This window comes from Bradyrhizobium sp. B117 (genome assembly GCF_038969555.1).
Classification (GTDB): domain Bacteria; phylum Pseudomonadota; class Alphaproteobacteria; order Rhizobiales; family Xanthobacteraceae; genus Bradyrhizobium.
This window is the reverse complement of record NZ_CP152414.1, coordinates 1,007,700-1,032,480: the sequence shown is the minus strand read 5'-3', so window position 1 is coordinate 1,032,480 and position 24,781 is coordinate 1,007,700. Positions and strand designations below refer to the sequence as shown.

Sequence of the window (24,781 nt, the reverse complement as noted above, 5' to 3'; positions counted from 1 at the left end):
GCTCCGCGTAATCCGGGGTCTTTCCGCAGTGGCACTGGATTGCGCTGCGCTCCATCCAGGCTACGAGACCTTCGCTTCAGAAACACGTCGTCCGCTCGGCCGCGATGTAGCCGAACAACAGCCCCGCACCGAACAGCAGCACGACGGCAGCCGCGGCGAATTCGATGCCGCGCATGAACAGCGCGCCGCCGCCGTCACGGCCGGCGCTGAGGCGCTGCGCGATGTCCTTGGCGGAGACGGCGACGACGGCGATGGCCGCGACCGTGATCGCGGTGCCGAGTCCCATCAGCAAGGTCGCGGCGATACCGGCCCAGAACAGGCCCTGCGCCAGCGCGAACACCAGCACCAGGATCGCCCCCGAGCAGGGACGGATGCCGACAGTCAGGATCGCCGCAAAGCCGCGCCGCCAGCCGCCGGGGCCGGCAAGCTCGCTCGGCGTCGGACCGTGGGAATGGCCACAATGCTCGTCATGGACGTGCTCGTGCCCGTGATGGTCGTGGGCGTGAGCATGATCGTGATGATGATGGCCATGATCATGGTCGTGCGCATCATGATGATGGTGATGGCCGTGATCATGCTCATGCGGCACGCCGGCGATTGCCGGCACGGGCTGGGCCGCCTGGAGCGCGCGGATGAAGGTGCGGCCCTTGACCCAGACGAGGCGCAGGCCGAACAGCGCGATCAGGGCGTAGCTCGCGATCTCGATCGCGCCCTCCGCCTTGCACATGGTCTTGGCGGTGGCGTTCAGGATCCAGGCCGAGATGCCGACGATCAGGATCGCCACCAGCGACTGCATCAGCGCCGAGGCGAACGACAGCGCGATGCCGCGCCGGGCGGTCTCGCGGTTGGCGACGAGGTAGGAGGCGATCACCGCCTTGCCATGGCCGGGGCCGGCGGCGTGGAAGATGCCGTAGGCGAACGAGATGAAGAGCAAGGTCCAGACCGCCGAGCCATCGGTTTTGGCGGCGCGAATGGTGGACGACATCTGGCGATAGAATTCCGACTGCTTTGCCAGCAGCCAGCCGATCAGGCCGCTGGCCTCGGGCTCGGCCGCCGGCGCCGGCCGTGGCCCGCCAAAGGGATTTTGCGCGAGGAGGTCGTGGAGCGCGGCATCGGCCACGCCCAGCACGACGACAATCGCAGCGCAGGCGAGCAGACCGCGGGCGAGCGGGGAGAGTTGCGGCTTCAAGGGCAATCCACCGTGATCTTGTTGGCGAACATCATGCCGAAATTGCTGTTCTCACCGTTCAGGAAGGTCTGCTCATTGAGCTTCTGGGCAGTGGCCGAGCCGTCGCTGGGACGGTCGAGCTTCATCTGGCAGCCCGCGGGCGCGCCGACCAGCTTGACCGGATTGTCCTTGGCCATCTGGAAGTCGATGAAGAAGGAGCGGTCGAACACTTCGAGCACCAGCTGCCTGGGCTTGACCGGGTTCTTCAGCGGCAGCGTGAAGTGCAGCGTCAGCACCGTGTCCTTGTAGTCGAGGAAATAGTCGACCGGCTCCTGGAAGCGCTCTTTCTTACCGTCGGCTTTCGCAAAGGTGAAATAGGCGTATTCCTTCAGCGACTCGACATTGGTCTGCGCCAGCGGCCCGAGCTCCTCGCGCGTATAGGCGCCCTTGGTCTTGCTCTCGAGCCCCTGCACCGCATAGGCCGAGAACATGTCGTCAAACGTCCAGGCGTGGCGGACGCCGGTGATGCTGCCGTCGGCGGCGTAGAGCAGTTCGCTGGTCGCGGTAATCCAGACATGCGGATGCGCGCTCGCCGCCCCCGCCGCCAGCATCATGCCAGCAGCGAGCAGCATTCCAAACAGGACGCGCATGCGCATCAGGCCGCCTTGGCGTCGTCGAGCAGGCCGCGGCGGCGGAGCAGCGCGTCGGGCTCCGGCGGGCGGCCGCGGAAGGCCTCGTAGGCGGCTTCCGGATCGACCGATCCGCCTGAGGAGTAGATGTCGTCGTGCAGGCGTTTCGCCACCGCCGGGTCGAAGATGTTGCCGGCCTCCTCGAACGCGCCGAAGGCGTCGGCGTCCATCACCTCCGACCACATGTAGCTGTAATAGCCGGAGGCGTAATGGTCGCCAGAGAAGATGTGGCCGAACTGGGTGGGGCGGTGGCGCAGCGAGATCTCCTCCGGCATGCCGATCTTCTCCAGCTCACGTCTCTCGAAGGCGCGCACGTCCTGCGCGGCCGAGGCCGGCTGGGTGTGGAATTCGAGATCGACCAGCGCCGAGGAGACGAACTCGACCGTGGCAAAGCCCTGGTTGAATTTTCGCGCGGCGAGGAAGCGCTGGAGCAGATCGTCCGGCAGCGGCTCGCCGGTCTGGTAGTGGCGGGCGAACTGCTGCAGCACCTCGGGCCGCTCCTGCCAGTGCTCGTAGAGCTGCGAGGGCAGTTCGACGAAGTCGGTGAACACGGAGGTGCCCGACAGCGACGGGTAGGTCACGTTGGAGAGCATGCCGTGCAGGCCGTGGCCGAACTCGTGGAACAGGGTGCGGGCGTCGTCCGGCGACAGCAGCGAGGGCTCGCCGCCTGCTCCCTTCGCGAAGTTGCAGACATTGATGACCAGCGGCGCGATGTCGCCGTCGAGCTTCTGCTGGTCGCGCAGCGAGGTCATCCAGGCGCCGGACCGCTTCGACGGCCGGGCATAGTAGTCGCCGTAGAACAGCGCCTTGTGCTTGCCATCAGGGCCTTTCACCTCCCAGACCCGGACGTCGGGGTGCCAGGTGGGAACGTCCTTGCGCTCCTCGAAGGTGATGCCGAACAGGCGCGTGGCGCAGTCGAAGGCGGCGGCGACCATATGGTCGAGCGTCAGATATGGCTTGATCGCGGCATCGTCGAAATTGGCGCGCTGGAGGCGCAGCTTCTCGGCGTAGAAGCGCCAGTCCCAGGGCGCGAGCTTGAAATTGCCGCCCTCTTCCGTGATCAGTGCCTGCATCTCGTCGCGATCGGCGAGCGCCCGCGCGCGGGCCGGCTTCCAGACCCGCTCCAGGAGGCCGCGCACCGCGTCCGGCGTCTTGGCCATGGAATCCTCCAGCCGGTAGGCGGCGAAGGTGGGATAGCCCAGCAGCTTGGCACTCTCCTCCCGCAGCTTGAGGATCTCGACGATGGTGTCGTTGTTGTCGTTGGCATTGCCGTTGTCGCCGCGCGCGGTGAAGGCCTTGTAGACCTTCTCGCGGAGGTCACGCCGCGCCGAGCTCTTCAGGAACGGCTCGGTCGAGGAGCGCGACAGCGTCACGATGGCCTTGCCGGCCATGCCGCGCTCTTCTGCCGCAGCCGTGGCGGCGGCGACAAAACTCTCCGGCAGACCCTGGCGGTCGGCCTCGGCGAGCTCCATGAACCATTCCTGCTCGTCGCCGAGCAGATGATGGCTGAAACTGGTGCCGAGCTGGGCGAGCTTCTCGTTGATCTCCGCCATCCGCGTCTTGGCCTCCTCGGAGAGGCCGGCACCGGAGCGGTGGAAGCGGGTGTAGGTGCGTTCCAGCAGGCGGAGCTGCTCGGGCGAAAGACCGAGGCCAGCGCGGTTCTCGTGCAGATGGGCGATGCGACCAAACAGCACGGCGTTCATCATGATCGGATTCCAGTGCCGCGCCATCCGCAAGGAGACCTCCTTGTCGATCTCAAGGATGGCCGGATTGGAATGCGCCGAGACGAGGTCGTAGAACACCGCCGCGACCTTGCTCAGCAGCTTGCCCGAGCGCTCCAGCGCCGTGATGGTGTTGGCGAAGTCGGGCGCGGCCGGATCATTGGTGATCGCCGCGATCTCGGCGGAGTGATCGGCGAAGGCCTGCTCGAAGGCGGGCAGGAAGTGCTCCGGCTTGATCTCGTCGAAGGGCGGGGTCGCGAACGGCGTCACCCAGGCCTTCAGCAGCGGGTTGATCTCGGTGTCGGTATTTTGGCGGGGTTCTGACATCGCAAGTCCCGATTTTTGTGGCTCGATTGTTGCGGGCAGCTATAGCACGCCATGGGGCTTTTTTGGGCCCTTTGCCCTTGCTCCCGACCGGCTTTTCGGGGAGATTGCGGCCCTCGAAGCCTTGGGATCCCAGAGTTCATGAACGCGCCTTCCTCGTCCTCCCGCCAGATCGTCTGGCCCAGCGTCATCACCGTCATCAGCGCCGCGATCCTGATCGGCGCGGAGGTGTTCGGCGCGGCCTTTGCCGGTGGCTGGGCGCTCGCGATCCTGTTCGGTCTCGGCGACCAGGGCACGCACATCCTTCAGGCCGTGCTGTTCGCACTCGGCGTGCTCGTGATGACCGCGTTCATCCGCGCAGCTCAGCGCGTCGAGCCCTTCACCAAGCGCCACTGACGCGCACACGCGCGTAGGCAACACGCACACGACACAGAAAACTTAACGCACGTTCATCTTCCGCGTCGCTCGCGCAACACTGCGCAAGCAGATGTTAGGCAATTCTGTCCGCAGCCTAAAAAAATTCTTGCGAACCAGAGTCAAAACGCTTATTTGCGGTCTTGCCCAATTTCGCACGTGCCTGTGGTCGTGTGTCAGTCGGTAGGTATCCGGACAAGAGGCCGGACAGCCGCCAAGGGGTGAAGAAGCCGAGGGGCTCTTCGGAAGTGCGGAAGTCGAAGACTGAAAAGTCGAACGACCGAAGCAAACCCGGAGCCCAGCATCTCTCTCAAGAGATGCCTTGTCGAAGGTGACTTCACTTTTTGCAACCGTGACTGGCAGCCGGAGGCGAACCGGCGCACCCCGCTCTCAACGGGGGACGCGACTTAAAGCAACGACGGATCGGGCTTTTTTGGTCTCTACCGGCATTCCAACGCCGGCGCGGGCTACTGAAAAGGCTTGTCCTTCATTGCCAGGTGAGCGGGCGGGAGACTCTCCCAACCAATCCACGGCAGCACAGTCTGGTTTGAGTTTTTTGGCCTCAACGCGCCTCCATCGCGCGATGTGGCCGAAGCACTCTTATCCGACGTCACGTTGATGCGGATCCCGTCGCTGGGACCGTTGGAGAGTGCCATGACCGAACGTATCCAGGAATTCCTGCGCAACCGCCGCAAGGAAGGTCTCGACACCGAGCCGTGCCTCGTCGTCGACCTCGAGGTCGTGCGCGACAATTACCAGAGCTTCGCCAAGGCGCTGCCCGACAGCCGCGTGTTCTACGCCGTCAAGGCGAACCCGGCGCCGGAAGTGCTGTCCCTGCTCGCCTCCATGGGCTCTTGCTTCGACACCGCGACGGTCGCCGAGATCGAGATGGCGCTGGCCGCAGGTGCGACGCCCGATCGCATCTCCTTCGGCAACACGATCAAGAAGGAGCGCGACATCGCGCGCGCCTTCGCGCTCGGCATTCGCCTGTTCGCGGTGGACTGCGCCGCCGAGGTCGAGAAGGTCGCCCGTGCCGCTCCCGGCGCGAAGGTGTTCTGCCGCATCCTCTATGACTGCGCCGGCGCCGAGTGGCCGCTGTCGCGCAAGTTCGGCTGCGACCCGGAGATGGCCGTCGACGTGCTCGACGTCGCCAAGCGCCTGGGCCTGGAGCCGTGCGGCATCTCCTTCCATGTCGGCTCGCAGCAGCGCAAGGTGAAGGCGTGGGATCGTGCGCTGGCGATGGCCTCGCAGGTGTTCCGCGACTGCGCCGAGCGCGGCATCAACCTCTCCATGGTCAACATGGGCGGCGGCTTCCCGACCAAGTACCTGAAGGACGTGCCGCCGGTCGTGACCTACGGCCGCTCGATCTTCCGCGCGCTGCGCAAGCACTTCGGCAACCAGATTCCGGAGACCATCATCGAGCCGGGCCGCGGCATGGTGGGCAACGCCGGCATCATCGAGTCCGAGGTCGTGCTCATCTCGAAGAAGAGCGACGAGGACGAGGTGCGCTGGGTGTACCTGGACATCGGCAAGTTCGGCGGTCTCGCCGAGACCATGGACGAGTCGATCCGCTACGCCATCCGCACCCCGCATGACGGCGCGGACATGACCCCGTGCGTGCTCGCAGGTCCCACCTGCGACAGCGCCGACGTGCTGTACGAGAAGAGCCCGTATCCGCTCCCGGTCACGCTCGAGATCGGCGACAAGCTGCTGATCGAAGGCACCGGGGCCTATACGTCGACCTACTCGGCGGTGGCGTTCAACGGCATCCCGCCGCTCAAGACGTACCACATCTGATCCGCCTCTCTGTCTGAGGCCTGACGAACCCGGGAGCCGGCTTGCCGGCTCCTCCCTGACATCTTCGATTTCTGACGACGTCTTGGACCGGCGTGCTGCACGCGCGTCGGCTCAAGCGGGGACTGACGCGCCATGACTGCTCCTCGGAAGCCACAAGTCGCCCTCACTTCGAAAGCCGCTCCGTTCGCGATCCGTGCGGAACGTGCTGCCGACGTCGCGATGCGTGAAGCGTTGCTCGATGCGTGCTTTGGCGAGAACCGCCATGGCCGCACCTGCCAGCGCCTCCGCGACGGGCGCGTACCTGCCGCAGGCCTTGCCCTGTCGGCCGTGCGCGAGGGGACACTCGTGGGAACCGTGCGCTTGTGGCACGTCAGCGCCGGAGGCAGGCCCGCCCTGGTCCTTGGACCGCTGGCGGTTGACCCTGCCTGCCGCGAGCTCGGGATCGGCGCCGCGCTGATGCATCAAGCGCTGGCCGCCGCCCGGGCGCGCGGGCACGCCGCCGTGATCCTGCTCGGCGATGGCCCCTACTACGCCCGCTTCGGCTTCTCGGCCGAGAAGACCGGCGCGCTGTCGCTGCCCGGCCCGTTCGAACGCGACCGCCTGCTGGCGATCGAGCTCACCGACGGTGCGCTCGATGGCGCCGAAGGGATGATCGTCCCGACCGGCGCGGCCCTGCCTAAACGGAGGGCGGTTCGCGCCCTCCACGCCCACGCGGCCTAAGGGATCGCTTTCATAGCGAAGACCGAAGCCGCAGCATCCTGCGGCAACGCCCGGCCGCGCCTGCGCCAATCCTAAGCCCTTTGGGGTTGCGCAGGCGCCGGAAACGCCTTTTAACCCCCGCGAAACACCCCTTTCAGTCGAGGTCCAAACATGTCCCGTCGCCTGATCTCCACCGGCTCCCCGCTCGAGAAGACCGTCGGCTACAGCCGCGCCGTGATCGACGGCGATTTCGCCTTCGTCGCGGGAACCACCGGCTACGATTACACGACGATGACGATGCCGGCCGATGTCACGAGCCAGTCACGCAACTGCTTCAAGACCATCGAAGCCGCCCTGAAGGAGGGCGGATTCGAGATGGCCGATATCGTCCGTGCGACCTACTACGTCACCGACGCGAGCACCATCGACGCCCACTTCGCCGTCTGCGGCGAGGTTCTCGGCGGCATCAGGCCGGCGGCGACGTTGCTGGTCGTCACCGCCCTCGCCAAGCCCGAGATGAAGGTCGAAATCGAAGTCACCGCCAAGCGCCGCAGCATCTGACAAGTGCCGCAGCGCCTGATCCACCCCCTCACCTTTTGTCCGCTAGCACGTTCCGGAGAAACCATCCCATGAGCCACCCCTCGCAGATCTACGCGAAGATCACCGGTCCCATCGTCATGGTCGGCTTCGGCTCCATTGGCAAAGGCACGTTGCCGATGATCGAGCGGCATCTCGACTATGACAAGTCGCGCGTCACCGTGATCGACCCGAAGGACGAGGGCCGCAAGGCGCATTGCGAGAAGCAGAATGTACGCTTCATCCAGAAGGCCGTGACCAAGGACAATTATCGCGAGCTGCTGACCCCGCTGTTGACCGAAGGCGGCGGCCAGGGCTTTTGCGTCAACCTCTCGGTCGATACCGGCTCGACCGACATCATGGAGCTCTGCAACGAGCTCGGCGCGCTCTACATCGACACCGTCAACGAGCCCTGGCTCGGCTTCTATTTCGATGCGTCGAAGGGCCCGGAAGCGCGCTCCAACTATGCCCTGCGCGAAGTGACGCTGGCCGCCAAGCGGGCGCGCCCCGCGGGCTCGACCACGGCCGTCTCCTGCTGCGGCGCCAATCCCGGCATGGTCTCCTTCTTCGTCAAGCAGGCGCTGCTCAACGTCGCCGCCGATCTGAAGCTCAATGCGCCCCGGCCCAAGACCAAGGCCGAATGGGCGGACCTGATGCGCCAGGCCGGCATCAAGGGCATCCACATCGCCGAACGCGACACCCAGCGCTCGAAGAAGCCGAAAGAGCCTGATGTCTTCGTCAACACCTGGTCGGTGGAAGGTTTCCTGTCGGAAGGCGTGCAGCCTTCCGAGCTCGGCTGGGGCACCCACGAGAAATGGATGCCGGAGAATGCGCGGACCCACGAGGCCGGCTGCGGTGCTGCCATCTACCTGATGCAGCCCGGCGCCAACACGCGCGTGCGCACCTGGTGTCCGACCCGCGGCGCGCAGTATGGCTTCCTCGTCACCCACAACGAGTCGATCTCGATCTCCGATTACTTCACGGTGCGCGACGCCTCGGGCAAGGCGATCTACCGGCCGACCTGCCACTACGCCTATCATCCGGCCGACGATGCCGTGCTGTCGCTGCACGAGATGTTCGGCCGCGCCGCCAAGATGCAGGAGAAGCACCACATCCTAGACGAGAACGAGATCGTCGACGGCATCGACGAGCTCGGTGTGCTGCTGTTCGGCCATGACAACAATGCCTATTGGTACGGCTCGCAGCTCTCGATCGAAGAGACCCGCGCCCTTGCGCCCTATCAGAACGCCACCGGCCTGCAGGTGACCTCCGCCGTGCTCGGCGGCATGGTGTGGGCGCTGGAGAACCCGAACGAAGGCATCGTCGAGGCCGACGAGATGGATTTCGACCGCCTGCTCGAAATCCAGCTGCCGTATCTTGGCCCGGTGAAGGGTTTTTACACCGACTGGACGCCGCTGACGGATCGCCCGGGACTGTTCCCGGAGGACATCGACACCAGCGATCCCTGGCAGTTTAGGAACATCCTGGTGCGGTGACGCGCGACCTCTCTCCGCCCGTCATTCCGGGGCGACGCGCAGCGTCGAGCCCGGAATCCATCGGGCGACAGAGTGTGCGGATGAATGGATTCCGGGCTCGCGCTTCGCGCGCCCCGGAATGACAGAGAGACCTACTTCTTCTCAATCGGCGGGGCGATCTTCTCGGCCGGTGCCGGCGGCAAGGCCGGCTTGGTCGCCGCGCCCTGCGTCTGCGGATCGGGGCGCGCCGGCTCGGGGGCCGGCGTGGTCGGCCGGTCGCCGCCAGGCTTCGCCTCCGCGGGCGTCTTGCTCTGTTCGTCGGATGGCGTGCCCTGGAGCGGCTGAGTCGCCTGCGCCGTCTGCATCCGGCTTTCGGCGCGGATTTGCGCCAGTGACATGACCGACACCACGACGCCTGCTGCGAACAGCGAACCGGCGATTGTCAGGTCGAGTTTCAGTCTGCGCTTATCGTTTGGGCCGGCCATATCGATCACCGCGTTTGTCCGCGGGATCAACGAAACTGGGGCGCGCCGGTTCCGGGACCGAATGAGCGGGAACCTATCTCCTGTGCGCCAAAGCGCCGCGTTCACTCCGTCGTGCTGACTTCCCAGGTGGCGTGACGCACGCCCGGCAAGTGCTGGAGATCGGTCGCCACCGCATTCAGCTCGTTCGGGTCGACCGCGGTGGCCACCAGCTTTGCGACGATCTCCAGATTGTCCTCGCCGATCTCGGCCACCTCGACATCGGCCACCGGATATTTCGCGGATTCGAGCTTGTCGACGAGGCGGTCGCGCATGTCGGGCAGCGCGTCGGTCGCGACCGCGAGCTTGAAGTAATAGGTCGCCTCCAGCGCCTTCTCGTTCAGCGGGATGCGGTTGATGGCGTTGACCAGCGGGCGCAGCAGCGTGTTGCCGGCGATGACGAACACGGTCAGGGCGGCGGCCTGCGCGACCATGTCGGCGCCCGCGCAGGAGCCGACGGCGGCCGAGGCCCACAGCGTCGCGGCGGTATTGAGCCCGCGCACGTCCATGCCCTGTTTCATGATGACGCCGGCACCGAGAAAGCCGATGCCGGAGACGACATAGGCGATCACCCGCACTCCGCCGTCCGCGCCGTCCAGGTGCATGGCGAGATCGACGAAGGCGGCCGCGCCCACCGCGACCAGCACGTTGGTGCGCAGGCCCGCGGTGCGTTGGCGATACTGCCGCTCGGCGCCGATCAGCGTGCCCAGCACGAAGGCCGTGGTCAGGCTGACCAGCGTGTCGGCGAAGTCGGCAAGCTGGAAGGTCGTCAGAAACCGCATGAATGTCAGCTGCAGTAGGGTGGGCAAAGCGAAGCGTGCCCACGGCTCCCGTCAAAGGAAAAAGATCGTGGGCACGGCGCAAGAGCGCCTTTGCCCACCCTACCGCTATACGGCGGGAACCATGACAGATTAAAGCTCCAGCAGACCGCCATCCCCACTTTCATCCGCAAACGCCAGCAGGGTGCCCTTGGCATTCCAGGCGAGGGCGGACACGGGCGGCGTGCCGTTGCGGCGGACCAGGATCTCGGCGCCGTCTTCCAGACGCACCATCAGCACGGTGCCGTCGCTGTAGCCGGCGGCGAGGATGTCGTTCTTCGGATGACAGGCGACAACCGAGACGCGGGCCTGGAGCGGCGCCAGCATCGCGGGCTCCTTGCCCATCGGGCCGTCCTTGCTGGCGAATGGCCAGATGATGACGGTGTCGGCGCCGGAGGTCGCGAGCCCCTTGCCGCCCGCGCTCCAGGACATCGAGCGGACGCGCCCGGGATAGCCGGTCATGCGCATGTGCCTGTTGTCGGCGAGCCGCCAGCCATGCAGTGCCGCCTCGTGCATGCTGGTGACCAGGAACTTGTTGTCCGGGCTGAAGATGACGCCGAGATGCGAGCCGGCCCAGGGCAGGAATTCGGCCGATCCTTCCATGTTGGGAAACCACAGCGTGGCGCCGTTGTAATGCGCGATCGCGAGCCGCAGGCCTTTTGGCGCAAACGCGAGACCGCCGACGGTCGAGGGCACCTCGAGCGACTTCTCCTCGGCCTTGCCGCTCTTGACGGTAGCCGTCTTGCCGGCCGACCAGGCGAAAGCGCCGTCGGGATGCACTGCCACCGCATCGATCCAGCGACGCTTCGCATCGGTCGCGAGCAGCGTCACCTCGCCCTTGGCGTCGAGCGCGACGACCTTGCCGTCGTCGCCGCCCATCACGAGGCGCTTGCCGTCGGAGGCGGTCGAAAGAATGCCGCCGCTGTGCACGGCAACGGTGGTGACCTCGCCCTTGGCGTCGACGAACGCGACATTCTCCTCACCGCCAACGAAGGCAGCGCGGGGCCCGAGGAAATGCACCGAGGTCACGGCCATCCCGAGTGCGACCTGCTTGACGCGGTCGGTGACGGAGACGATCGAAGCGGAATCGGGGGCCGGTGAAAACTCTTTCATCACGAGACGATGCAGCTCTCGAAACCCTTGCGGATCGCCTCTTCAGGCAATTCGCGGCCGATGAAGACGAGGCGGCTCTCGCGCGGCTCGCCCTCCTTCCACTTCCGCTGGTGGTTGCCCTCCAGCATCATGTGGACGCCCTGGAAGACGTAGCGGTCGTCATCGTCGTGGAAGGCGAGGATGCCCTTCGAGCGCAGGATCTTGCCGCCCTCGACCTGCACCAGGTTCTGCAGCCAGGGCATGAACACATTCGGATCGAGCGGCTTGTCGGTCTTCAGCGAGAGCGACTGCATGTCCTCGTCGTGATAATGCTTCAGGCCGTGGCCGTGATCATGGTGGTGATGATCGTGGCCGTGATGGTGGTGATGATCATGGTCGTGGTCATGATCATCGGCCTCCAAAAAGTCCGGCTCGATGTCGAGAATGCGGTCGAGATCGAACGCGCCGCGATCGAGCACGTCGGCCAGCGCCACCGAGCAGCGCTCGGTACGATGCAGCTTCGCATAGGGGTTGATGCCGCGGATGCGGGCCTCGACCTCGGCGAGCTCGCCCTTGTTGACGAGATCGGTCTTGTTCAGCACGATGACGTCGGCGAACGCGATCTGGTTCTTGGCCTCGGGCGCGTCCTTCAGGCGATCGGACAGCCATTTGGCGTCGGCGACCGTGACGACCGCGTCGAGGCGGGCGTTCTTCTGCACGTCCTCGTCGACGAAGAAGGTCTGCGCGACCGGCGCCGGATCGGCAAGGCCGGTGGTCTCGACGATGATGGCGTCGAACTTGCCCTTGCGCTTCATCAGGCCGTCCATGATGCGTACGAGGTCGCCGCGCACGGTGCAGCAGATGCAGCCGTTGTTCATCTCGAACACTTCCTCGTCGGCGCCGATGATGAGGTCGTTGTCGATGCCGATCTCGCCGAATTCGTTGACGATGACGGCGTATTTCTTGCCGTGGTTCTCCGACAGGATGCGGTTGAGCAGCGTGGTCTTGCCCGCACCGAGATAGCCGGTCAGGACGGTCACGGGAATTTTCTGGGAGGTCGCTTCAGACATAACAACTCCGGCTTCGGGCTTTTTCGCGCGACGCGAGGCGGGGTGGCCCCTGCCCTAATGGTCAAGCGCGCTGGTCAGGGCCTTTATATTGTGCCTGACCATGTCAATGTAAGTGGGTGCAGGCCCCTTTTCGCCGGTCAAACCGTCCGAAATCAGGGTCCCGCCGACCTTCGCCCCGGTCTCGGCCGCGATCCGCCGGATCAGGCGATCATCGCTGATATTTTCCAGGAAAACGGCCGGTATCTTTTGGGCCTTGATCTGGCCGATGATGGCCGCGATGTCCCGCGCGCTGGGCTCGGTTTCCGTGGAGACGCCCAAGGGAGCCACGAACTGGACGCCGTATTCGGCGGCGAAATAGCCGAAGGCGTCGTGGGTGGAGATCACCTTGCGCCGTTCCGGCGGGATTTTGGCGACGGTCTCGTGGACCTCGCGGTCGAGGGCTTCGAGCTTTTCCAGATAGGCCTTGGCCTGGGCACGGAAGAAGTCTGCATCATCGGGGTCGGCCGCAGCCAAAGCATTGGCGATGTCGGTCACGTAGACCTTGGCATTCGGCACGGATTGCCAGGCATGCGGATCGGCAGCCGAGCCCAGTTTCAGCGGCGCGATGCCGGCGCTCGCGGTGACCACCTGGGCCTTGCTGCCTGCGGACTGCACCAGCCGCGGCAGCCAACCCTCGAGGCCAAGCCCGTTGACGATGACGAGCTTTGCTGCCGCGATCCGTTTCGCATCGCCCGGCGCCGGCGTGTAGACGTGGACGTCGCTGTCGGGGCCGACCAGCGTGGTCAGATCGATCCGGTCGCCGCCGACGTTGCGGACGAAGTCGGCAAGGATGGAGAAGCTCGCGACGACATTGAGCCGCTCCGCGGCCTGCAGCGGCGAAGCGATCAGCAGCAGGGCAGTGAGTACAAGAAAGCGCATCGTCACGCCTCCAGATGCCGGCCGGGAAACATCTGCCTGACGATGCCGCCGACGCGGCCGAACAGCACGGAGACGATGTAGAACACCGTCGCCACCAGGATGATCGCGGGCCCCGACGGCACGCGGGTCTGGAACGACAGCACGAGGCCGGCATAGCCCGAGACGGCAGCGGCGATCACGGCAATGCACATCATCGCCGTCAGATCGCGCGACCAGAACCGCGCGATGCCTGCGGGTAGGATCATCAGCCCCACCGCCAGCAGCGTGCCGAGCGCCTGAAAGCCGTTGACGAGGTTGATCACGACGAGCGCGAGGAAGGCGAGATGCGCAGGGCCACCGGCGCGGCTCACGGTGCGCAGAAAGAGTGGATCGACGCTCTCGATCACCAGCGGGCGGTAGATCACAGCGAGCACCAGCAGCGTGACCGTGGCGTTGAAGGCGACCACCAGCAGCGTCTGGTCGTCCATCGCGAGGATGTTGCCAAACAGCACGTGCAGCAGGTCGATATTGGTGCCCTTGATCGAGACGATGGTGACGCCGAGCGCGAGCGAGGCGAGATAAAAGGTCGCGAGCGAAGCGTCTTCCTTCAGCCCGGTCGAGCGGGCGACGACGCCGGCAAGGATCGCGACCGCAAAACCGGCAATTAGGCCGCCGGCCGTCATCGCAAAGAGATTGAGGCCCGAGAGCAGGAAGCCGACGGCGGCGCCAGGCAGGATCGCATGCGCCATGGCATCGCCAACGAGGCTCATCCGCCGCAGCATCAGGAACACGCCGATCGGCGCACCGGCGAGCGCCAGCGCGATGACGGCGGCGAGCGCCCGCCGCATGAACTCGAATTCGGTGAACGGGCCAATCAGCGCGTCATAGACCATCTGGAATCACGCCGCCTGCGAGCGCCCATCTTCGCCACAGGCCGCGGCGCTGTCATCGAACGCTTCGCACATCCGCATCGCGACCATCAGGTTTTCCGGCGTCAGCACCTCCGCCGTCGCGCCCCAGGCCACGGGGCCGCGCGCCAGCACCAGCGTCTCGGTGAAATGGGTGCGCACCATCTCCATGTCGTGCAGCGCGGCGAGCACAGTGCGGCCCTCGCCATGCCAGTGCTTCACCAGCGCGAGCAGATCGGCCGTCGTTTTGCTGTCGATGGCGTTGAAGGGCTCATCGAGCACGATCAGGCGCGCATCCTGGAGCAGCACGCGCGCGAACAGCACGCGCTGCATCTGCCCGCCGGAGAGCGTGCCGATCGGGCGGTTCTCGAAACCGCTGAGACCCACTGCGCCGATCGCGCGCAGGATCTTGGCGCGCGCGGCCTTGCCGATGCCGCCGAACAGGCCGGCATCGCGCCACAGTCCGGTGCCGACGAAATCGAACACCGAGATCGGGAAGCTGCGGTCGATCTCTGCACTCTGCGGCAGATAGGCGATGTCGCGGGCGTCTAACCCGCCGAGATGGATGCTGCCATCGAGCGGCCTCAGGATGCCGACGATGCCGCGCAGCAGCGTCGACTTGCCGGCGCCGTTCGGCCCGATCACGGCGACCAGCGCCCCGCGCGCGACCTCGCCATTGAGATGGTGCACGGCGGGGTGGCGGTCATAGCCGAGCGTGACGTTGTGGAAGTGCAGCGCCGCCATGATCACCTCATCGCCAGGAAGACGATGGCCCAGAGCACGGCGCAGACCGCCAATGCGGCCGCAAGGCGCCCGGCCATGGTCATGCGAAGGATCGACCAGGGTGCGTCCTGGGCCGGATGCGGCGAGGCCGCATTGTGGACATGGGCATGGGTGTGGTCGTGCCCATGCGAATGGTCATGAGAATGACCTTGGGAATGCCCACGAGCATGGTCGTGATGGTGGGCGTGGGACGCGGCGGGAACCATTCAACGACGTTATATTATAACATTACGCCTGTCCACGGCCCACTCAGGGCTTGCCGATCACCATGGCGATGGCGGCCGCCACGAAGGGAAACGGCACAGAGACGGCGCAGCGGAACCAGACGAAACGGGCCGGCATGAACGGGATTTCCCACAAGATCACCCGCTGGAAGGCAAACAGGGCCCAGGCGACGACATAGGCGACCACCTGCGGCACCCCGCCGCCGGATTTCAGCGCCACTGTCCCGATGGAGAAGCCGATCACCGGGCCGCCGGGGGTCGCGGCGCCGGCGACCACCGCGGTCGCAACCCCGAGCCAGCCAGAGTCCGGGCCGAGCCAGCCGGTAATCACCTCCTGCGGGATGATGGCGGCGATGTAGCCGGAGCCGATCACGCCGAGCGCGATCCGCGGCACGATGTTGATGAAGTCCATCGAGCCCTCGCGCAGCGAGGCCTTGAACACCGGAGGGCCGCGGCGGAAGGCGATCAGGCCGACGCCGAAAACCGAGCCCCAGAGCAGGATGTCGATCAGGAGCGCCGCGCTCATGCCGCGTCCTCGTCGCTTTCGCGCTTCGGATAGACCCGGACATAAACGAAACGGCCGAGCGCACCGGCGAGCACCGGCAACGGCAGCGAGATCAAAATCCGCCACAGCGTGAAATCGGTGCCCATGATCGGGATCTCCCAGGCGACCGCCCGGCCGTAGCCGATCAGGGTCCAGCTCACGACCATGGCGATGGTGGCGCCGAAATCGGCGCCGACCGCAAGCAGCGCGCTCGCCACGGGATAGGCGGTGAAGGGTCCGCCGGGCAGGATCGCGCCGAAGGCGGTGCCGATCAGAAGCCCCATCAGGCCGGATTTCGGCCCGAGCGCGCGCGAGACCTTCTCGTGCGGCAGGATCTCCGAGATGAAGGCCCCTAACAGGCAGCCCGCCAGCACCCGAGGCAGGATGCCGCCGAACAGCGACAGGTCATGGGTGAGGATGTCGAGAACGCCGGCCGTCCCGTCGCGCCGCCAGACCAGGCCTGCGCTCACCGCCACCAGCGCGGCGATGATGATGGTCGACCAGCCGATCGGCTTGCGCACGCGTCCCGGCCGCGGCTCGGACTCCGCGTCCTCGGCAGGCGCCGGGTCTTTCGGGGAAGGGTCTGACAACGGGCTCGGTCGGATCGAAGGTGATGCCCGTCCTGATTAAGGGCGGTGTTCCCCCGATGCAAACGGTGTGATGACAGACCCGTGCGCGCACGGCGCAGGACTGGTTCAATCAGGCAATTCCGCACGGCAAAAAGGCGGCCGCGCATGCGACCGCCTTTGTTGTCATTCCGGGGCGGCGCGTCAGCGTCGAGCCCGGAATCCATCGGGCGTCAGCCCGAGTGGACGAATGGATTCCGGGCTCGCGCTTTGCGCGCCCCGGAATGACGCTTACGCCTTGTCGAACAGCGACTCGACGTATTCCCAGTTCACGAGGTTTTCCACGAACGCCTTGAGATAGTCGGGGCGGCGGTTGCGATAGTCGATGTAGTAGGAGTGCTCCCAGACGTCGCAGCCGAGGATCGGGGTGGCGCCGTGCACCAGCGGATTCTCGCCGTTCGGGGTCTTGGAGATCTCGAGCTTGCCGTTCTTGACCTGGAGCCAGCACCAGCCGGAGCCGAACTGGCCGACGCCGGCCGCCTGGAAGTCGGTCTTGAACTTCTCGAAGCCGCCGAGGTCTTCGTTGATCTTCTTCTCGAGCTTGCCCGGCAGCTTGGTGCCGCCGCCGTTGGGCTTCATCCAGCTCCAGAAGTGGATGTGGTTGTAGTGCTGGCCGGCGTTGTTGAACACCGCGGGGTTCTTGCCGAACGAGCCCTTGACGATCTCTTCAAGGGACTTGCCTTCCCATTCGGTCCCCTTGAGCGCATTGTTGCCGTTGGTGACGTAGGCCTGATGATGCTTGTCGTGATGATATTCCAGCGTCTCCTTCGACATGTACTGGCCGAGGGCGTCATAGGCGTAGGGGAGTGGGGGCAGCGTAAAGGTCATGGCTTCTTGTCCGCAACTGGTGGGGAACGAGTTCTAACGGTCACCCCTTATAGAAGGTTCCTGCAGCATTAAATACCTCAGAATTTGCGAAAACGCGTGATGGGGTGACTTCGCCCGAATGCACCAATTCGTCGCAACGGGCCGCCGTCGATCAAGCCTGCGGTTCGCCATAAAATATCATTGCCTTTGAGGCGCTTAAGACAGAACAAGCGCGCCACGAAGCGGAGCTGTGAAGGGACGGCATGAGCATCGAGATCGACATTCTGAACGGCGACGCCTCGTGGCCGATCGCCGCGCCGCTGCATCAGGCGGTCTGGGGACCGCAGATGATCGCGGGCAAGCCCTGGGCTCACGTCAAATGGGACAATGCCCAACTTCGCGTGCTGCTCGAGACGCCCGAGGACGGTATCGTCTGCCACGTCGGCGTCTACTTCCGCACCGTCACCTGGAACGGACAGAAGGTCCATGTCGGCGGCATCGGCGGCGTCTGCACACGCGAGGACCGGCGCGGCCGCGGCTATGCCACCATGGCCATCGACGCAGCCGTCCATACCATGCGCGCCAACGAGGCTGTCCGCTTCGGGCTCCTGTTCTGCGAGCCGCACAATTTCGCGTTCTACGAGGCCCGCAGATGGCAGCCCTTCAAGGGCGAGGTCTATTGCGAGCAGCCGGAGGGGCGGATCCGCTTCGAGTACATGGCGCCCTACGTCTTCGACATCGTCCGCGCGCCGACGCTCGGCACCATCGACCTATGCGGCCTGCCGTGGTGAGCCCTGCGTGAACGGAGGGCTGGCACCGGCGCGGGCGCCCTATAATATGTCACTCGTCATTCAATATTCCGCCCGGTGAGACATGACGATCGACGCCCCGATAGACGCCGCGCCGCCGCATGCTCCGGTCGCCTCCCCCATCGCGAGCCTGCTGACGGCGCCGATCCTGCCGACGCTGCTCCGGCTTGCGATCCCCAACATGATCGCGATGGTCGGCAGCACGCTGGTTGCGATCGCCGAGACCTCCTATATCGGCCGGCTCGGCACCATCCCGCTCGCCGCCATCGCCCTCGTTTTTCCGTTCGCGATGCTGACGCAGATGATGAGCGCGGGCGCGATGGGCGGCGGGGTCTCCTCCGCGATCAGCCGCGCGCTCGGCGCCGGGAATCGCGACCGCGCCGCGACGCTGGCGCTGCATGCCGCCATCATCGGCCTCTGCGGCGGACTGTTCTTCACGGCGATGATGCTCGCCTTCGGCCGCTCGTTCTTCACCCTGCTCGGTGGGCGCGAGCGCGTGCTCGAGGAAGCCTGCGGCTATTCGCAGGTGCTGTTCTCGGGCGCGATCGCGATCTGGCTCGTCAACACGCTGGCCTCGGTGATCCGCGGCACCGGCGACATGCGCCTGCCCTCGATGACGCTGATCGGCGCGAGCGTGCTCCAGATTGCGGTCGGCGGCACGCTGGGCCTCGGCCTGTTCGGCGTGCCGCAATTCGGCATGCCCGGCGTTGCGAGCGGCCAGCTGCTCGCGTTCAGCTGCGCCGCGGTCTTCTTTCTCTGGTATCTCCTGTCTGGTCGCAGCCGGCTGCCGCTGAATTTTCGCGCCTTCCAGTTCGAGCGCGCGATGTTCCTGGACATTCTCAAAGTCGGCGCGGTGGCCTGCCTGTCGCCGCTCCAGACCGTGCTCACCATTTTGATCTTCACAAAAATCCTGGCGACCTTCGGCACCGAGATGCTGGCCGGCTACGGCATCGGCTCGCGGCTGGAATTCTTGCTGATCCCGATCACCTTCGCCTTCGGCATCGCCTCGGTGCCGATGGTCGGCATGGCCATGGGCGCCGGACATATCAAGCGCGCGCGGCGGGTGGCCTGGACCGCGGCTGCTGCTTCCGGACTCACGGTCGGCCTGATCGGCCTCGTCGTCGCGCTCGATCCCGCCTTGTGGGTATCACTGTTCACGCGTGACCCCGGCGTCACCGCCGCCGCCCACAGCTATTTCCACTGGGCCGGACCGGCGTTCGTGTTCTTCGGCATGGGCGTGTCGCTGTATTTCTCCTCGCAGGGCGCGGCACGCGTCGGCGGCCCGGTGCTGGCCTCCACCGCGCGGCTTCTGATCGTCGCGATCGGCGGCGTCGGCCTGATGACGGCGCAGGCGCCGGCCTGGACCCTGTTCGCGCTGGTCGGCGGCGCCATGGTCGTGTTCGGGCTTTCGACCGCCGCCTCGGTCGCCTTCGCGCGCTGGGGCAAATGAGCGCAGGCGACTAAGCGCAGGCAGGGAAACGCGGGAATGTGATTCCATCCAGCGTTGCACTATCCTGCCGGGCTGCTATGGAAGCGCCTCCATTTTTCGGGGCTCTCTCCATGCTCACCAGATTCGCGATTCCTTCCATCATTTTGGCTGCACTGTTCGGCACGCCTTCCGCCCACGCGCAGAGCGCCGACGGGACCTGGCTCACCCAGGCGGGTGATGCGCGCGTGAAGATCAGCAAGTGCGGCGGCGGCATCTGCGGCCACATCGTCTGGCTGCGCGAGCCCATGGACACCGCGACCGGCCAGCCCGCCACCGACAGCAAGAACCCCAATCCCGCGCTCGCGAGGCGCCCGATGATCGGCCTGCCGCTGTTCAACGGCATGCAGCCGTCAGGGCCGAACAAATGGTCAGGCCAGATCTACAATGCCGACGACGGCAGCACCTATGCGAGCAGCGTCACGGTCACCGGCGCAGATTCGCTGCGGGTCGAAGGCTGCGTCGGCGCGCTCTGTGGCGGCGAGACCTGGACCCGCCGCTAAAGCGCGATGAGATTGGGATGAATCGCATCGCGCTTTAGGTTGTTGTTTGAGCATGATCTTTTCGGAAAACCGCTTCGCACTTTTCAGGATCATGCCTTAACCCGCCGCCACCATCGCCTTCAGCGCCGTCGCCGCCGAGGCGTAGCCGCCTCGCGCGCCGTCAATGAAGTGGACATGGTCGCTGCGCAGCGCCGACGGCGTGAAGCAGGTCATCATCGCCGCGTCCTGCTGATAGAGGCCGTAGCGCACGATGCCGTCGCGGGCGGCGGTTGCGAGACGCTCGCTCAAGGCGCGCTCGAGCTGCGGCGTGCAGTCGAGGATCATGCGCAGGCCATCGTCATATTTGCGGAAGTCCGAGTTCTCGACCACCTGGCGCTTGTAGACCTTGGGCACGAAGCCGCCGACCTTGAGGTCGAAACGCATGATCAGATAGACGAACAGCGTATAGGCCAGCACGCTAGCCCTGCGCGCCAGCAGCGGACCGCCGCGCTTGGTGCGGGCCTCGAATTCCAGCCCCTGCGGTGGCCATTTCAGCGGCGGTCCCTGTGGCGGCACGGGACGGCCGCCATCCGGGCTGCGCTCGACGAGGTGGATGATATCCTCGATCACCTTGCGGAAAGCCGCCGGCTCGGCGCCGCGCACCGGCATCACCAGAACCGACAGGATCAGGCCGCGCGCGGCCGGCATCACCTCGAAGCGGCAGGACAGGCCGGAGAGATCGGGCTGCGTGCCCGTCGGTGCCTCCGCGACCGCGAACTCGCCGCGCTTCATCGCGGCGTCGGCGAAGGCGAGCCCGCCGCCGGAGAACATCGCATAGGACAAATTCGCCGACGGACCGAAACGCGCGACGCGCACGTCGAGGCCCTGCGCACGGATGGCGCTCACCGGCACCAGCGCGACGCGCATCTTGAGGTCGAGATCCTCGCGCACCCAGGTCGCGGTCGCGGCCAGTGCCTCGCGCGCAGCACCGAGATCCGAAGGCGCGACCGCAAAGCTCGCGCCGTCGCCGCCGAACACGAAGGGAAATTCGCGTCCCTCAAGCGCATTGGTCACCGCCGCGATCACGGCGGCACCGGCCATGTTGACCGCCTTGTAGCGCTGCGCCGCGATCGCCTTGGTCGAATCCACGATGTCAGCCACGCCGATGCTCCAGTCATCCGGCAGCGGCGCATAGAGCGCGGGGTCCATAAGGCTGGTGAAGCCGCGGAAGACCGGAATGCCACCGTAGAAGGAGTCGCCTGATGTCATCGGTTGATGCCGGATGGTTGGGAAGCGTCCGAGAGAGATACGAGGCAGAAGCGATCCGGGTTCGCCGGGCGCCGCTTTCGATCATTGGCCGAAACCGGCCCGGACAACAAGATCGCAGCGCGCCGCAATGCCGCAGCCGATCATTGATCGACGTCAAACAGCCGGCCCTGGCAACCTTTACGATGGCAGGATCTCCAGGGGCTACGCGGGATGATCGAGGTGTCCGACTTCAGCAGCAGCCACCCCGACGCGCCGGTGCGGCGACGCACGGGGCTTGACCCAATCAGCGCGGTGAAAATGCCGGAAAGGCTGACGGCAACTGTCGATGCCTGGGCCGAAGCCCATCATTTGTCGCGCTCGGCTGCGATCTGCAAGCTGGTAGAGCTCGGACTGAAGATCGCGCCTGCTGCGCCGGCATCGGCGCACTCGGTCGCATCCGACGCCACGCGGATCGAGGAGATCGCGGTCCACGAGATCAAAGCGCTGCTCGATCCCGCCTTGGCGGCCGACGAACGCGAGCGCCGCATCCGTCGCCTCATCGACGGGCCGCCGGAATTCTCACACGAACGGATTGATCTGCCGAAGCATCGGGCTTGAGCGCCCGTAGGCGCTAGTGCAGCTTCTCGTCCTCGCGCTTGCGCAGGGCCTCGAGCGAGGCGTCATGGCAGCCGACGAGCCGCACGAATTGCTGCGGATACATTTCATGGCCGTGACTGCCGGAATTCTGATTCGTCATCGGCGGGCAATGAATGTCGCCCGGCTTCGCGCCGGATTGCTCGGTCCGGTCCTGGGTTGAAGCGGTCATGTCTCGCACGGTCATGGACTGCTCCCTGTCGATTAGGGCAGATCGATTGACGTAACCCAATCGATTGCGGGGCATCTTACGACCAAATCCGGCTGAATGTCATTGCGCCGGATCAACGCAATTGCGGCAGACGGGTTCCGTTTACGCTGTGTTGCCCGCGTCGATCGTGAACACGGTGCCGGTCACGTTGCGGCCGCCCTCGCCGAGCAGATATTCCACCATGCGCGCGACGTCGTCCGTCTCCGGCAACCGGCGCAATGCGCTGCGGCCGGCGATACGCTTGCGGCCTTCGTCGGAAAGATTGTGGGTGAGCTCGGTGTCGATGAAGCCCGGCGCGATCGCATTCACGGTGATGCCGAGCTTGCCGACCTCGCGCGCGAGCGAGCGGGTGAAGCCGGTCGCGGCCGCCTTGGTCGCGCCGTAGACGGAGAGGCCGTTATAGCCTGTCGTCGCGATGATCGAGGAGATGTTGATGATGCGGCCGGCGCCATCGGCCATCATCTGCCGCGCGACATATTTGGTGAGGATGATCGGCGACAGCACGTTGAGCTGCACCAGCGCCTCGATCTCCGAATTGTGCATGGTCGCGAGCAGGCCCTCGGTGCCGAGACCGGCATTGTTGACGAGGCCAAAGATCGGGCCGAACTCGTCGCGCACGAGCTTTGCGAAAGCGGGAATCGCGTCGATCACGGCGAGGTCGCAGGCCCGGAAATGCAGGCGGCCCTCGGACTCGGCGATCGCCGCCTTGAGCTCGTCGCTCTCGCGCCGCGCCGCCGCAATCACGTTGAAGCCGGCACAGGCGAGGCGCTTGCCGATCGCAAGGCCAATGCCGCGGCTGCCGCCTGTGACGAGGACATTATGCATCGGTGCGCGCCAGTTTGCCGGCCGGCGTGACGTCGAGCGCCTCGACGAAGCGGATCACCGCCGGCACCTTGTGGGACGCGAGCTGGGCGCGGCACTGCTCCAGGATCTGGTCGCGGGTCTCCTTCACCCGCGCCTGGTCGGTGCCTTCGGTGAGGATCACGTCGGCGACGACAATACCGCCGGTAATCGGACTCTTGCGCGATTTGGCCCGCGACATCCTGACATCAGGGTGGCGATTGATCACCGCCTCGATCTCCTCGGGATGGACCTTCAGGCCACCGATATTGATGATGCCGCCGCGGCGGCCGACGAAGTAATAGCGGTCGCCGCGCAATTCAACGATGTCGCCGCTGTCGACGAAGCCGTCGGCATCGGTGAGCGCGGCGGCGTTGCGCCCGACATAGGCGTGCGCCGTGCGCGTCGAGCGGATGCGCAAGGAGCCATCCACGACCTTCATCTCGACGCCATTGCGGTTGCCGAGATAGTCGGCCGGAAAGCCTTCGAGCCCGTCATTGACCGCGAAGCCGACGCCGGCCTCGGTCGAGGCATAGGCATGGCCGACGGAGGAATTCGGGAACGCGGCCTTGAGGCCGTCGAGCACCGCCTGGTCGGCGATCTCGCCGGAGAGGCGGACATAGCGCGGGGCGAACTGCGCGGCCGCGCCGCTCATCAAGAGCTTGCGCCAGTGCGAGGGCGTGCCGGAGATATGCGAGACGCCGCACGCATTCAGCCGCGCGACGTGATCACCGAGCGCCTCATGCGGATCGGACAGCACCATCGAGCCGCCGGAGAGGATGGCGCGGAGGAATATCTGCAGTCCGCCATAGCGGCGGATGTCGTAGAACGTCGCCCATACCGGAGCGAGCCCCTTCGCGGGACCTTCGGCGACGATGGCGCCGGTCAGTGCTTCCAGCGTATGGCCGGCGATTTTCGGCACGCCCGAGGTGCCCGACGTCAGCATCAGCCATTCGGTGGCGCGCTCGGTCCTGGCAGGCGTGGTGGCTTGAAGCGGCAATTGCGCGGTGACGACCAGCGGCACGCCGGCATCAGTCCAGCGATAGGGCTCGTCGGTGACGACGGCATTGATCCCGGCATCGGCGATCAGCGCGTCGAGATGCGCCGGGTTGAGATCGGGCGGGCACAGCAGCATGCGACGGGCGATGCCGTCGAGCTCGATCATGGCAAGGCCCGACCGGAGCTGGTCGGACAATTTCAGCAAGACGGCACGGCCGGACAATTCGCGCAGGCGGCCGCCGAGGACCGTCTGCGACAGGATATCCGTCAGCGACACGACATGGTGCGCGTCCGACAGCGTGCGGCCGGTCAGCTCCGCGCCGAGATGGTCGCGGAGCGCAAAGATCTCACGCGGGGACATTTTCGTAGGCCCGCACGAAATCACCCACGGTGGCGGGGAACGCTGCGTCCTCGGAAATGGTGAAGGGGTCGACGCCGGTCTCGTCCTCGAGGCGCGCCACCAGGATGGCGAAGGCGAGCGAGTCGAAGCCCGTCTCGTGCAGGGACAGATCGTCGGAGAGGGCGGGAAGCGTGACGTGCTGCTCTTTGGCGATCTGCTGGATCGCCTCAATGACCTTGGACCGTACCGACATGGCTGGCTCGCTCTTGTTATCGATATTTCGTGTTGTGGCGGCTCTTGATGACCGCCTCCCCATGGCCTTCTGTTTACCCGACAGAAGTAAATGGCTTCTTGGACAATTCAGATAAAATTGGACCTATCTGGCGATTTCCGCGGGTTTGCGATGAATACGTGATGTGAGCACGTTGCCCGCATTCCCTCCCCCCTTGCGGGGGAGGGGCAGGGAGAGGGGTGCCACACGACGCACTCTCTCCGTGGTGAACGAACTTTGCTGAGACGATCGACAGACCTTTTCCTGGGCTACCCCTCTCCCCCGCCC

General features: G+C 65.7%; 28 protein-coding genes. 9 read left to right on the top strand and 19 right to left on the bottom strand.

All coding sequences use genetic code 11. The features are described from left to right. Nucleotides 1-76: 76 nt before the first annotated feature. From AAFG16_RS05015 to AAFG16_RS05005, 3 genes are read right to left on the bottom strand one after another with little or no spacing between them, the layout of a single operon-like run. Nucleotides 77-1,189, bottom strand: coding sequence for a nickel/cobalt transporter (locus AAFG16_RS05015; RefSeq protein ID WP_342737747.1), 1,113 nt, complete (start codon nucleotides 1,187-1,189; stop codon nucleotides 77-79). Next, complete coding sequence (locus AAFG16_RS05010; protein ID WP_342737745.1) at nucleotides 1,186-1,824, bottom strand: DUF1007 family protein; 639 nt, start codon at nucleotides 1,822-1,824, stop codon at nucleotides 1,186-1,188. The genes AAFG16_RS05015 and AAFG16_RS05010 overlap by 4 nt, the downstream gene beginning before the upstream one ends. Then, nucleotides 1,824-3,905, bottom strand: coding sequence for a M3 family metallopeptidase (locus AAFG16_RS05005; RefSeq protein ID WP_342737743.1), 2,082 nt, complete (start codon nucleotides 3,903-3,905; stop codon nucleotides 1,824-1,826). The genes AAFG16_RS05010 and AAFG16_RS05005 overlap by 1 nt, the downstream gene beginning before the upstream one ends. Before the next feature lie 138 nt (nucleotides 3,906-4,043). On the opposite strand from AAFG16_RS05005, the gene AAFG16_RS05000 reads away from it, so the two are divergent. The 5 genes from AAFG16_RS05000 to AAFG16_RS04980 all read left to right on the top strand — a co-directional run bounded on the left by AAFG16_RS05000 (nucleotide 4,044) and on the right by AAFG16_RS04980 (nucleotide 8,884). After that, nucleotides 4,044-4,298, top strand: coding sequence for a hypothetical protein (locus tag AAFG16_RS05000; protein WP_342737741.1), 255 nt, complete (start codon nucleotides 4,044-4,046; stop codon nucleotides 4,296-4,298). A 672-nt stretch (nucleotides 4,299-4,970) separates the two neighbouring features. Next, on the top strand, nucleotides 4,971-6,113 hold the full coding sequence (locus tag AAFG16_RS04995) for a type III PLP-dependent enzyme (protein WP_342737739.1): 1,143 nt from the start codon (nucleotides 4,971-4,973) through the stop codon (nucleotides 6,111-6,113). Nucleotides 6,114-6,245: 132 nt separating this feature from the next. Continuing rightward, nucleotides 6,246-6,833 (top strand): N-acetyltransferase, encoded by a 588-nt coding sequence (locus AAFG16_RS04990; RefSeq protein ID WP_342737737.1) that lies wholly within the window; start codon nucleotides 6,246-6,248, stop codon nucleotides 6,831-6,833. A gap of 150 nt (nucleotides 6,834-6,983) precedes the next feature. Then, nucleotides 6,984-7,373, top strand: a complete 390-nt coding sequence (locus AAFG16_RS04985) for a RidA family protein (protein ID WP_342737735.1) — start codon at nucleotides 6,984-6,986, stop codon at nucleotides 7,371-7,373. Between the two features lie 68 nt (nucleotides 7,374-7,441). Beyond that, complete coding sequence (locus tag AAFG16_RS04980) at nucleotides 7,442-8,884, top strand: homospermidine synthase (protein WP_283083774.1); 1,443 nt, start codon at nucleotides 7,442-7,444, stop codon at nucleotides 8,882-8,884. Between the two features lie 131 nt (nucleotides 8,885-9,015). On the opposite strand, the gene AAFG16_RS04975 is transcribed toward AAFG16_RS04980, so the two are convergent. The 11 genes from AAFG16_RS04975 to AAFG16_RS04925 all read right to left on the bottom strand — a co-directional run bounded on the left by AAFG16_RS04975 (nucleotide 9,016) and on the right by AAFG16_RS04925 (nucleotide 17,174). After that, nucleotides 9,016-9,348 carry a hypothetical protein gene (locus tag AAFG16_RS04975; protein WP_283083773.1) on the bottom strand — a complete coding sequence of 111 codons (333 nt, stop codon included), beginning with the start codon at nucleotides 9,346-9,348 and terminating at the stop codon, nucleotides 9,016-9,018. 101 nt (nucleotides 9,349-9,449) lie between these two features. Continuing rightward, nucleotides 9,450-10,166, bottom strand: coding sequence for an MgtC/SapB family protein (locus AAFG16_RS04970; RefSeq protein WP_283083772.1), 717 nt, complete (start codon nucleotides 10,164-10,166; stop codon nucleotides 9,450-9,452). A 129-nt stretch (nucleotides 10,167-10,295) separates the two neighbouring features. Further along, nucleotides 10,296-11,315 (bottom strand): WD40 repeat domain-containing protein, encoded by a 1,020-nt coding sequence (locus AAFG16_RS04965; RefSeq protein ID WP_342737733.1) that lies wholly within the window; start codon nucleotides 11,313-11,315, stop codon nucleotides 10,296-10,298. Continuing rightward, entirely contained in the window at nucleotides 11,315-12,364 is a 1,050-nt protein-coding gene (locus tag AAFG16_RS04960; protein ID WP_283083770.1) for a GTP-binding protein, read from the bottom strand. The genes AAFG16_RS04965 and AAFG16_RS04960 overlap by 1 nt, the downstream gene beginning before the upstream one ends. A gap of 54 nt (nucleotides 12,365-12,418) precedes the next feature. After that, the gene (locus AAFG16_RS04955; RefSeq protein WP_342737731.1) at nucleotides 12,419-13,282 is read right to left on the bottom strand and encodes a zinc ABC transporter substrate-binding protein; all 864 of its coding nucleotides are present in this window, start codon (nucleotides 13,280-13,282) and stop codon (nucleotides 12,419-12,421) included. A gap of 2 nt (nucleotides 13,283-13,284) precedes the next feature. Then, nucleotides 13,285-14,154, bottom strand: coding sequence for a metal ABC transporter permease (locus tag AAFG16_RS04950; protein ID WP_283083768.1), 870 nt, complete (start codon nucleotides 14,152-14,154; stop codon nucleotides 13,285-13,287). Between the two features lie 6 nt (nucleotides 14,155-14,160). Further along, on the bottom strand, nucleotides 14,161-14,913 hold the full coding sequence (locus AAFG16_RS04945) for an ABC transporter ATP-binding protein (protein WP_342737729.1): 753 nt from the start codon (nucleotides 14,911-14,913) through the stop codon (nucleotides 14,161-14,163). A gap of 2 nt (nucleotides 14,914-14,915) precedes the next feature. Continuing rightward, the gene (locus AAFG16_RS04940; protein WP_342737726.1) at nucleotides 14,916-15,158 is read right to left on the bottom strand and encodes a hypothetical protein; all 243 of its coding nucleotides are present in this window, start codon (nucleotides 15,156-15,158) and stop codon (nucleotides 14,916-14,918) included. Nucleotides 15,159-15,201: 43 nt separating this feature from the next. Next, nucleotides 15,202-15,702: a hypothetical protein gene (locus AAFG16_RS04935; protein ID WP_008138982.1), complete on the bottom strand. Its 501-nt coding sequence runs from the start codon at nucleotides 15,700-15,702 to the stop codon at nucleotides 15,202-15,204. Continuing rightward, complete coding sequence (locus AAFG16_RS04930) at nucleotides 15,699-16,310, bottom strand: permease (RefSeq protein ID WP_283083765.1); 612 nt, start codon at nucleotides 16,308-16,310, stop codon at nucleotides 15,699-15,701. The genes AAFG16_RS04935 and AAFG16_RS04930 overlap by 4 nt, the downstream gene beginning before the upstream one ends. A 267-nt stretch (nucleotides 16,311-16,577) precedes the next feature. Further along, the gene (locus AAFG16_RS04925; RefSeq protein WP_026312923.1) at nucleotides 16,578-17,174 is read right to left on the bottom strand and encodes a superoxide dismutase; all 597 of its coding nucleotides are present in this window, start codon (nucleotides 17,172-17,174) and stop codon (nucleotides 16,578-16,580) included. Nucleotides 17,175-17,416: 242 nt separating this feature from the next. Here AAFG16_RS04925 and AAFG16_RS04920 point away from each other — a divergent pair, with 242 nt between their 5' ends. The 3 genes from AAFG16_RS04920 to AAFG16_RS04910 all read left to right on the top strand — a co-directional run bounded on the left by AAFG16_RS04920 (nucleotide 17,417) and on the right by AAFG16_RS04910 (nucleotide 19,951). Beyond that, on the top strand, nucleotides 17,417-17,944 hold the full coding sequence (locus tag AAFG16_RS04920; RefSeq protein ID WP_342737723.1) for a GNAT family N-acetyltransferase: 528 nt from the start codon (nucleotides 17,417-17,419) through the stop codon (nucleotides 17,942-17,944). Between the two features lie 82 nt (nucleotides 17,945-18,026). Continuing rightward, nucleotides 18,027-19,412, top strand: a complete 1,386-nt coding sequence (locus AAFG16_RS04915) for an MATE family efflux transporter (protein ID WP_342737721.1) — start codon at nucleotides 18,027-18,029, stop codon at nucleotides 19,410-19,412. Between the two features lie 110 nt (nucleotides 19,413-19,522). After that, nucleotides 19,523-19,951 (top strand): DUF2147 domain-containing protein, encoded by a 429-nt coding sequence (locus AAFG16_RS04910; RefSeq protein ID WP_342737719.1) that lies wholly within the window; start codon nucleotides 19,523-19,525, stop codon nucleotides 19,949-19,951. 96 nt (nucleotides 19,952-20,047) lie between these two features. Here AAFG16_RS04910 and AAFG16_RS04905 read toward each other — a convergent pair whose 3' ends face one another. After that, a complete protein-coding gene (locus AAFG16_RS04905) occupies nucleotides 20,048-21,199 on the bottom strand; it encodes a DUF3095 domain-containing protein (RefSeq protein ID WP_342737717.1) in 1,152 nt (383 codons plus the stop codon). A 210-nt stretch (nucleotides 21,200-21,409) separates the two neighbouring features. Between AAFG16_RS04905 and AAFG16_RS04900 the strand changes: the two genes are divergently transcribed. Further along, entirely contained in the window at nucleotides 21,410-21,796 is a 387-nt protein-coding gene (locus AAFG16_RS04900; RefSeq protein WP_342737715.1) for a hypothetical protein, read from the top strand. Between the two features lie 13 nt (nucleotides 21,797-21,809). Here the strand turns inward: AAFG16_RS04900 and AAFG16_RS04895 are convergent, their stop codons facing one another. From AAFG16_RS04895 to AAFG16_RS04880, 4 genes are all read right to left on the bottom strand, one after another. Then, on the bottom strand, nucleotides 21,810-22,019 hold the full coding sequence (locus AAFG16_RS04895; RefSeq protein WP_283083757.1) for a hypothetical protein: 210 nt from the start codon (nucleotides 22,017-22,019) through the stop codon (nucleotides 21,810-21,812). Between the two features lie 126 nt (nucleotides 22,020-22,145). Further along, complete coding sequence (locus tag AAFG16_RS04890; protein WP_342737713.1) at nucleotides 22,146-22,868, bottom strand: SDR family NAD(P)-dependent oxidoreductase; 723 nt, start codon at nucleotides 22,866-22,868, stop codon at nucleotides 22,146-22,148. Then, nucleotides 22,861-24,243, bottom strand: coding sequence for a fatty acid--CoA ligase family protein (locus AAFG16_RS04885; RefSeq protein WP_342737711.1), 1,383 nt, complete (start codon nucleotides 24,241-24,243; stop codon nucleotides 22,861-22,863). The genes AAFG16_RS04890 and AAFG16_RS04885 overlap by 8 nt, the downstream gene beginning before the upstream one ends. After that, on the bottom strand, nucleotides 24,230-24,475 hold the full coding sequence (locus tag AAFG16_RS04880) for an acyl carrier protein (protein ID WP_015688794.1): 246 nt from the start codon (nucleotides 24,473-24,475) through the stop codon (nucleotides 24,230-24,232). The genes AAFG16_RS04885 and AAFG16_RS04880 overlap by 14 nt, the downstream gene beginning before the upstream one ends. Nucleotides 24,476-24,781 lie beyond the last annotated feature (306 nt).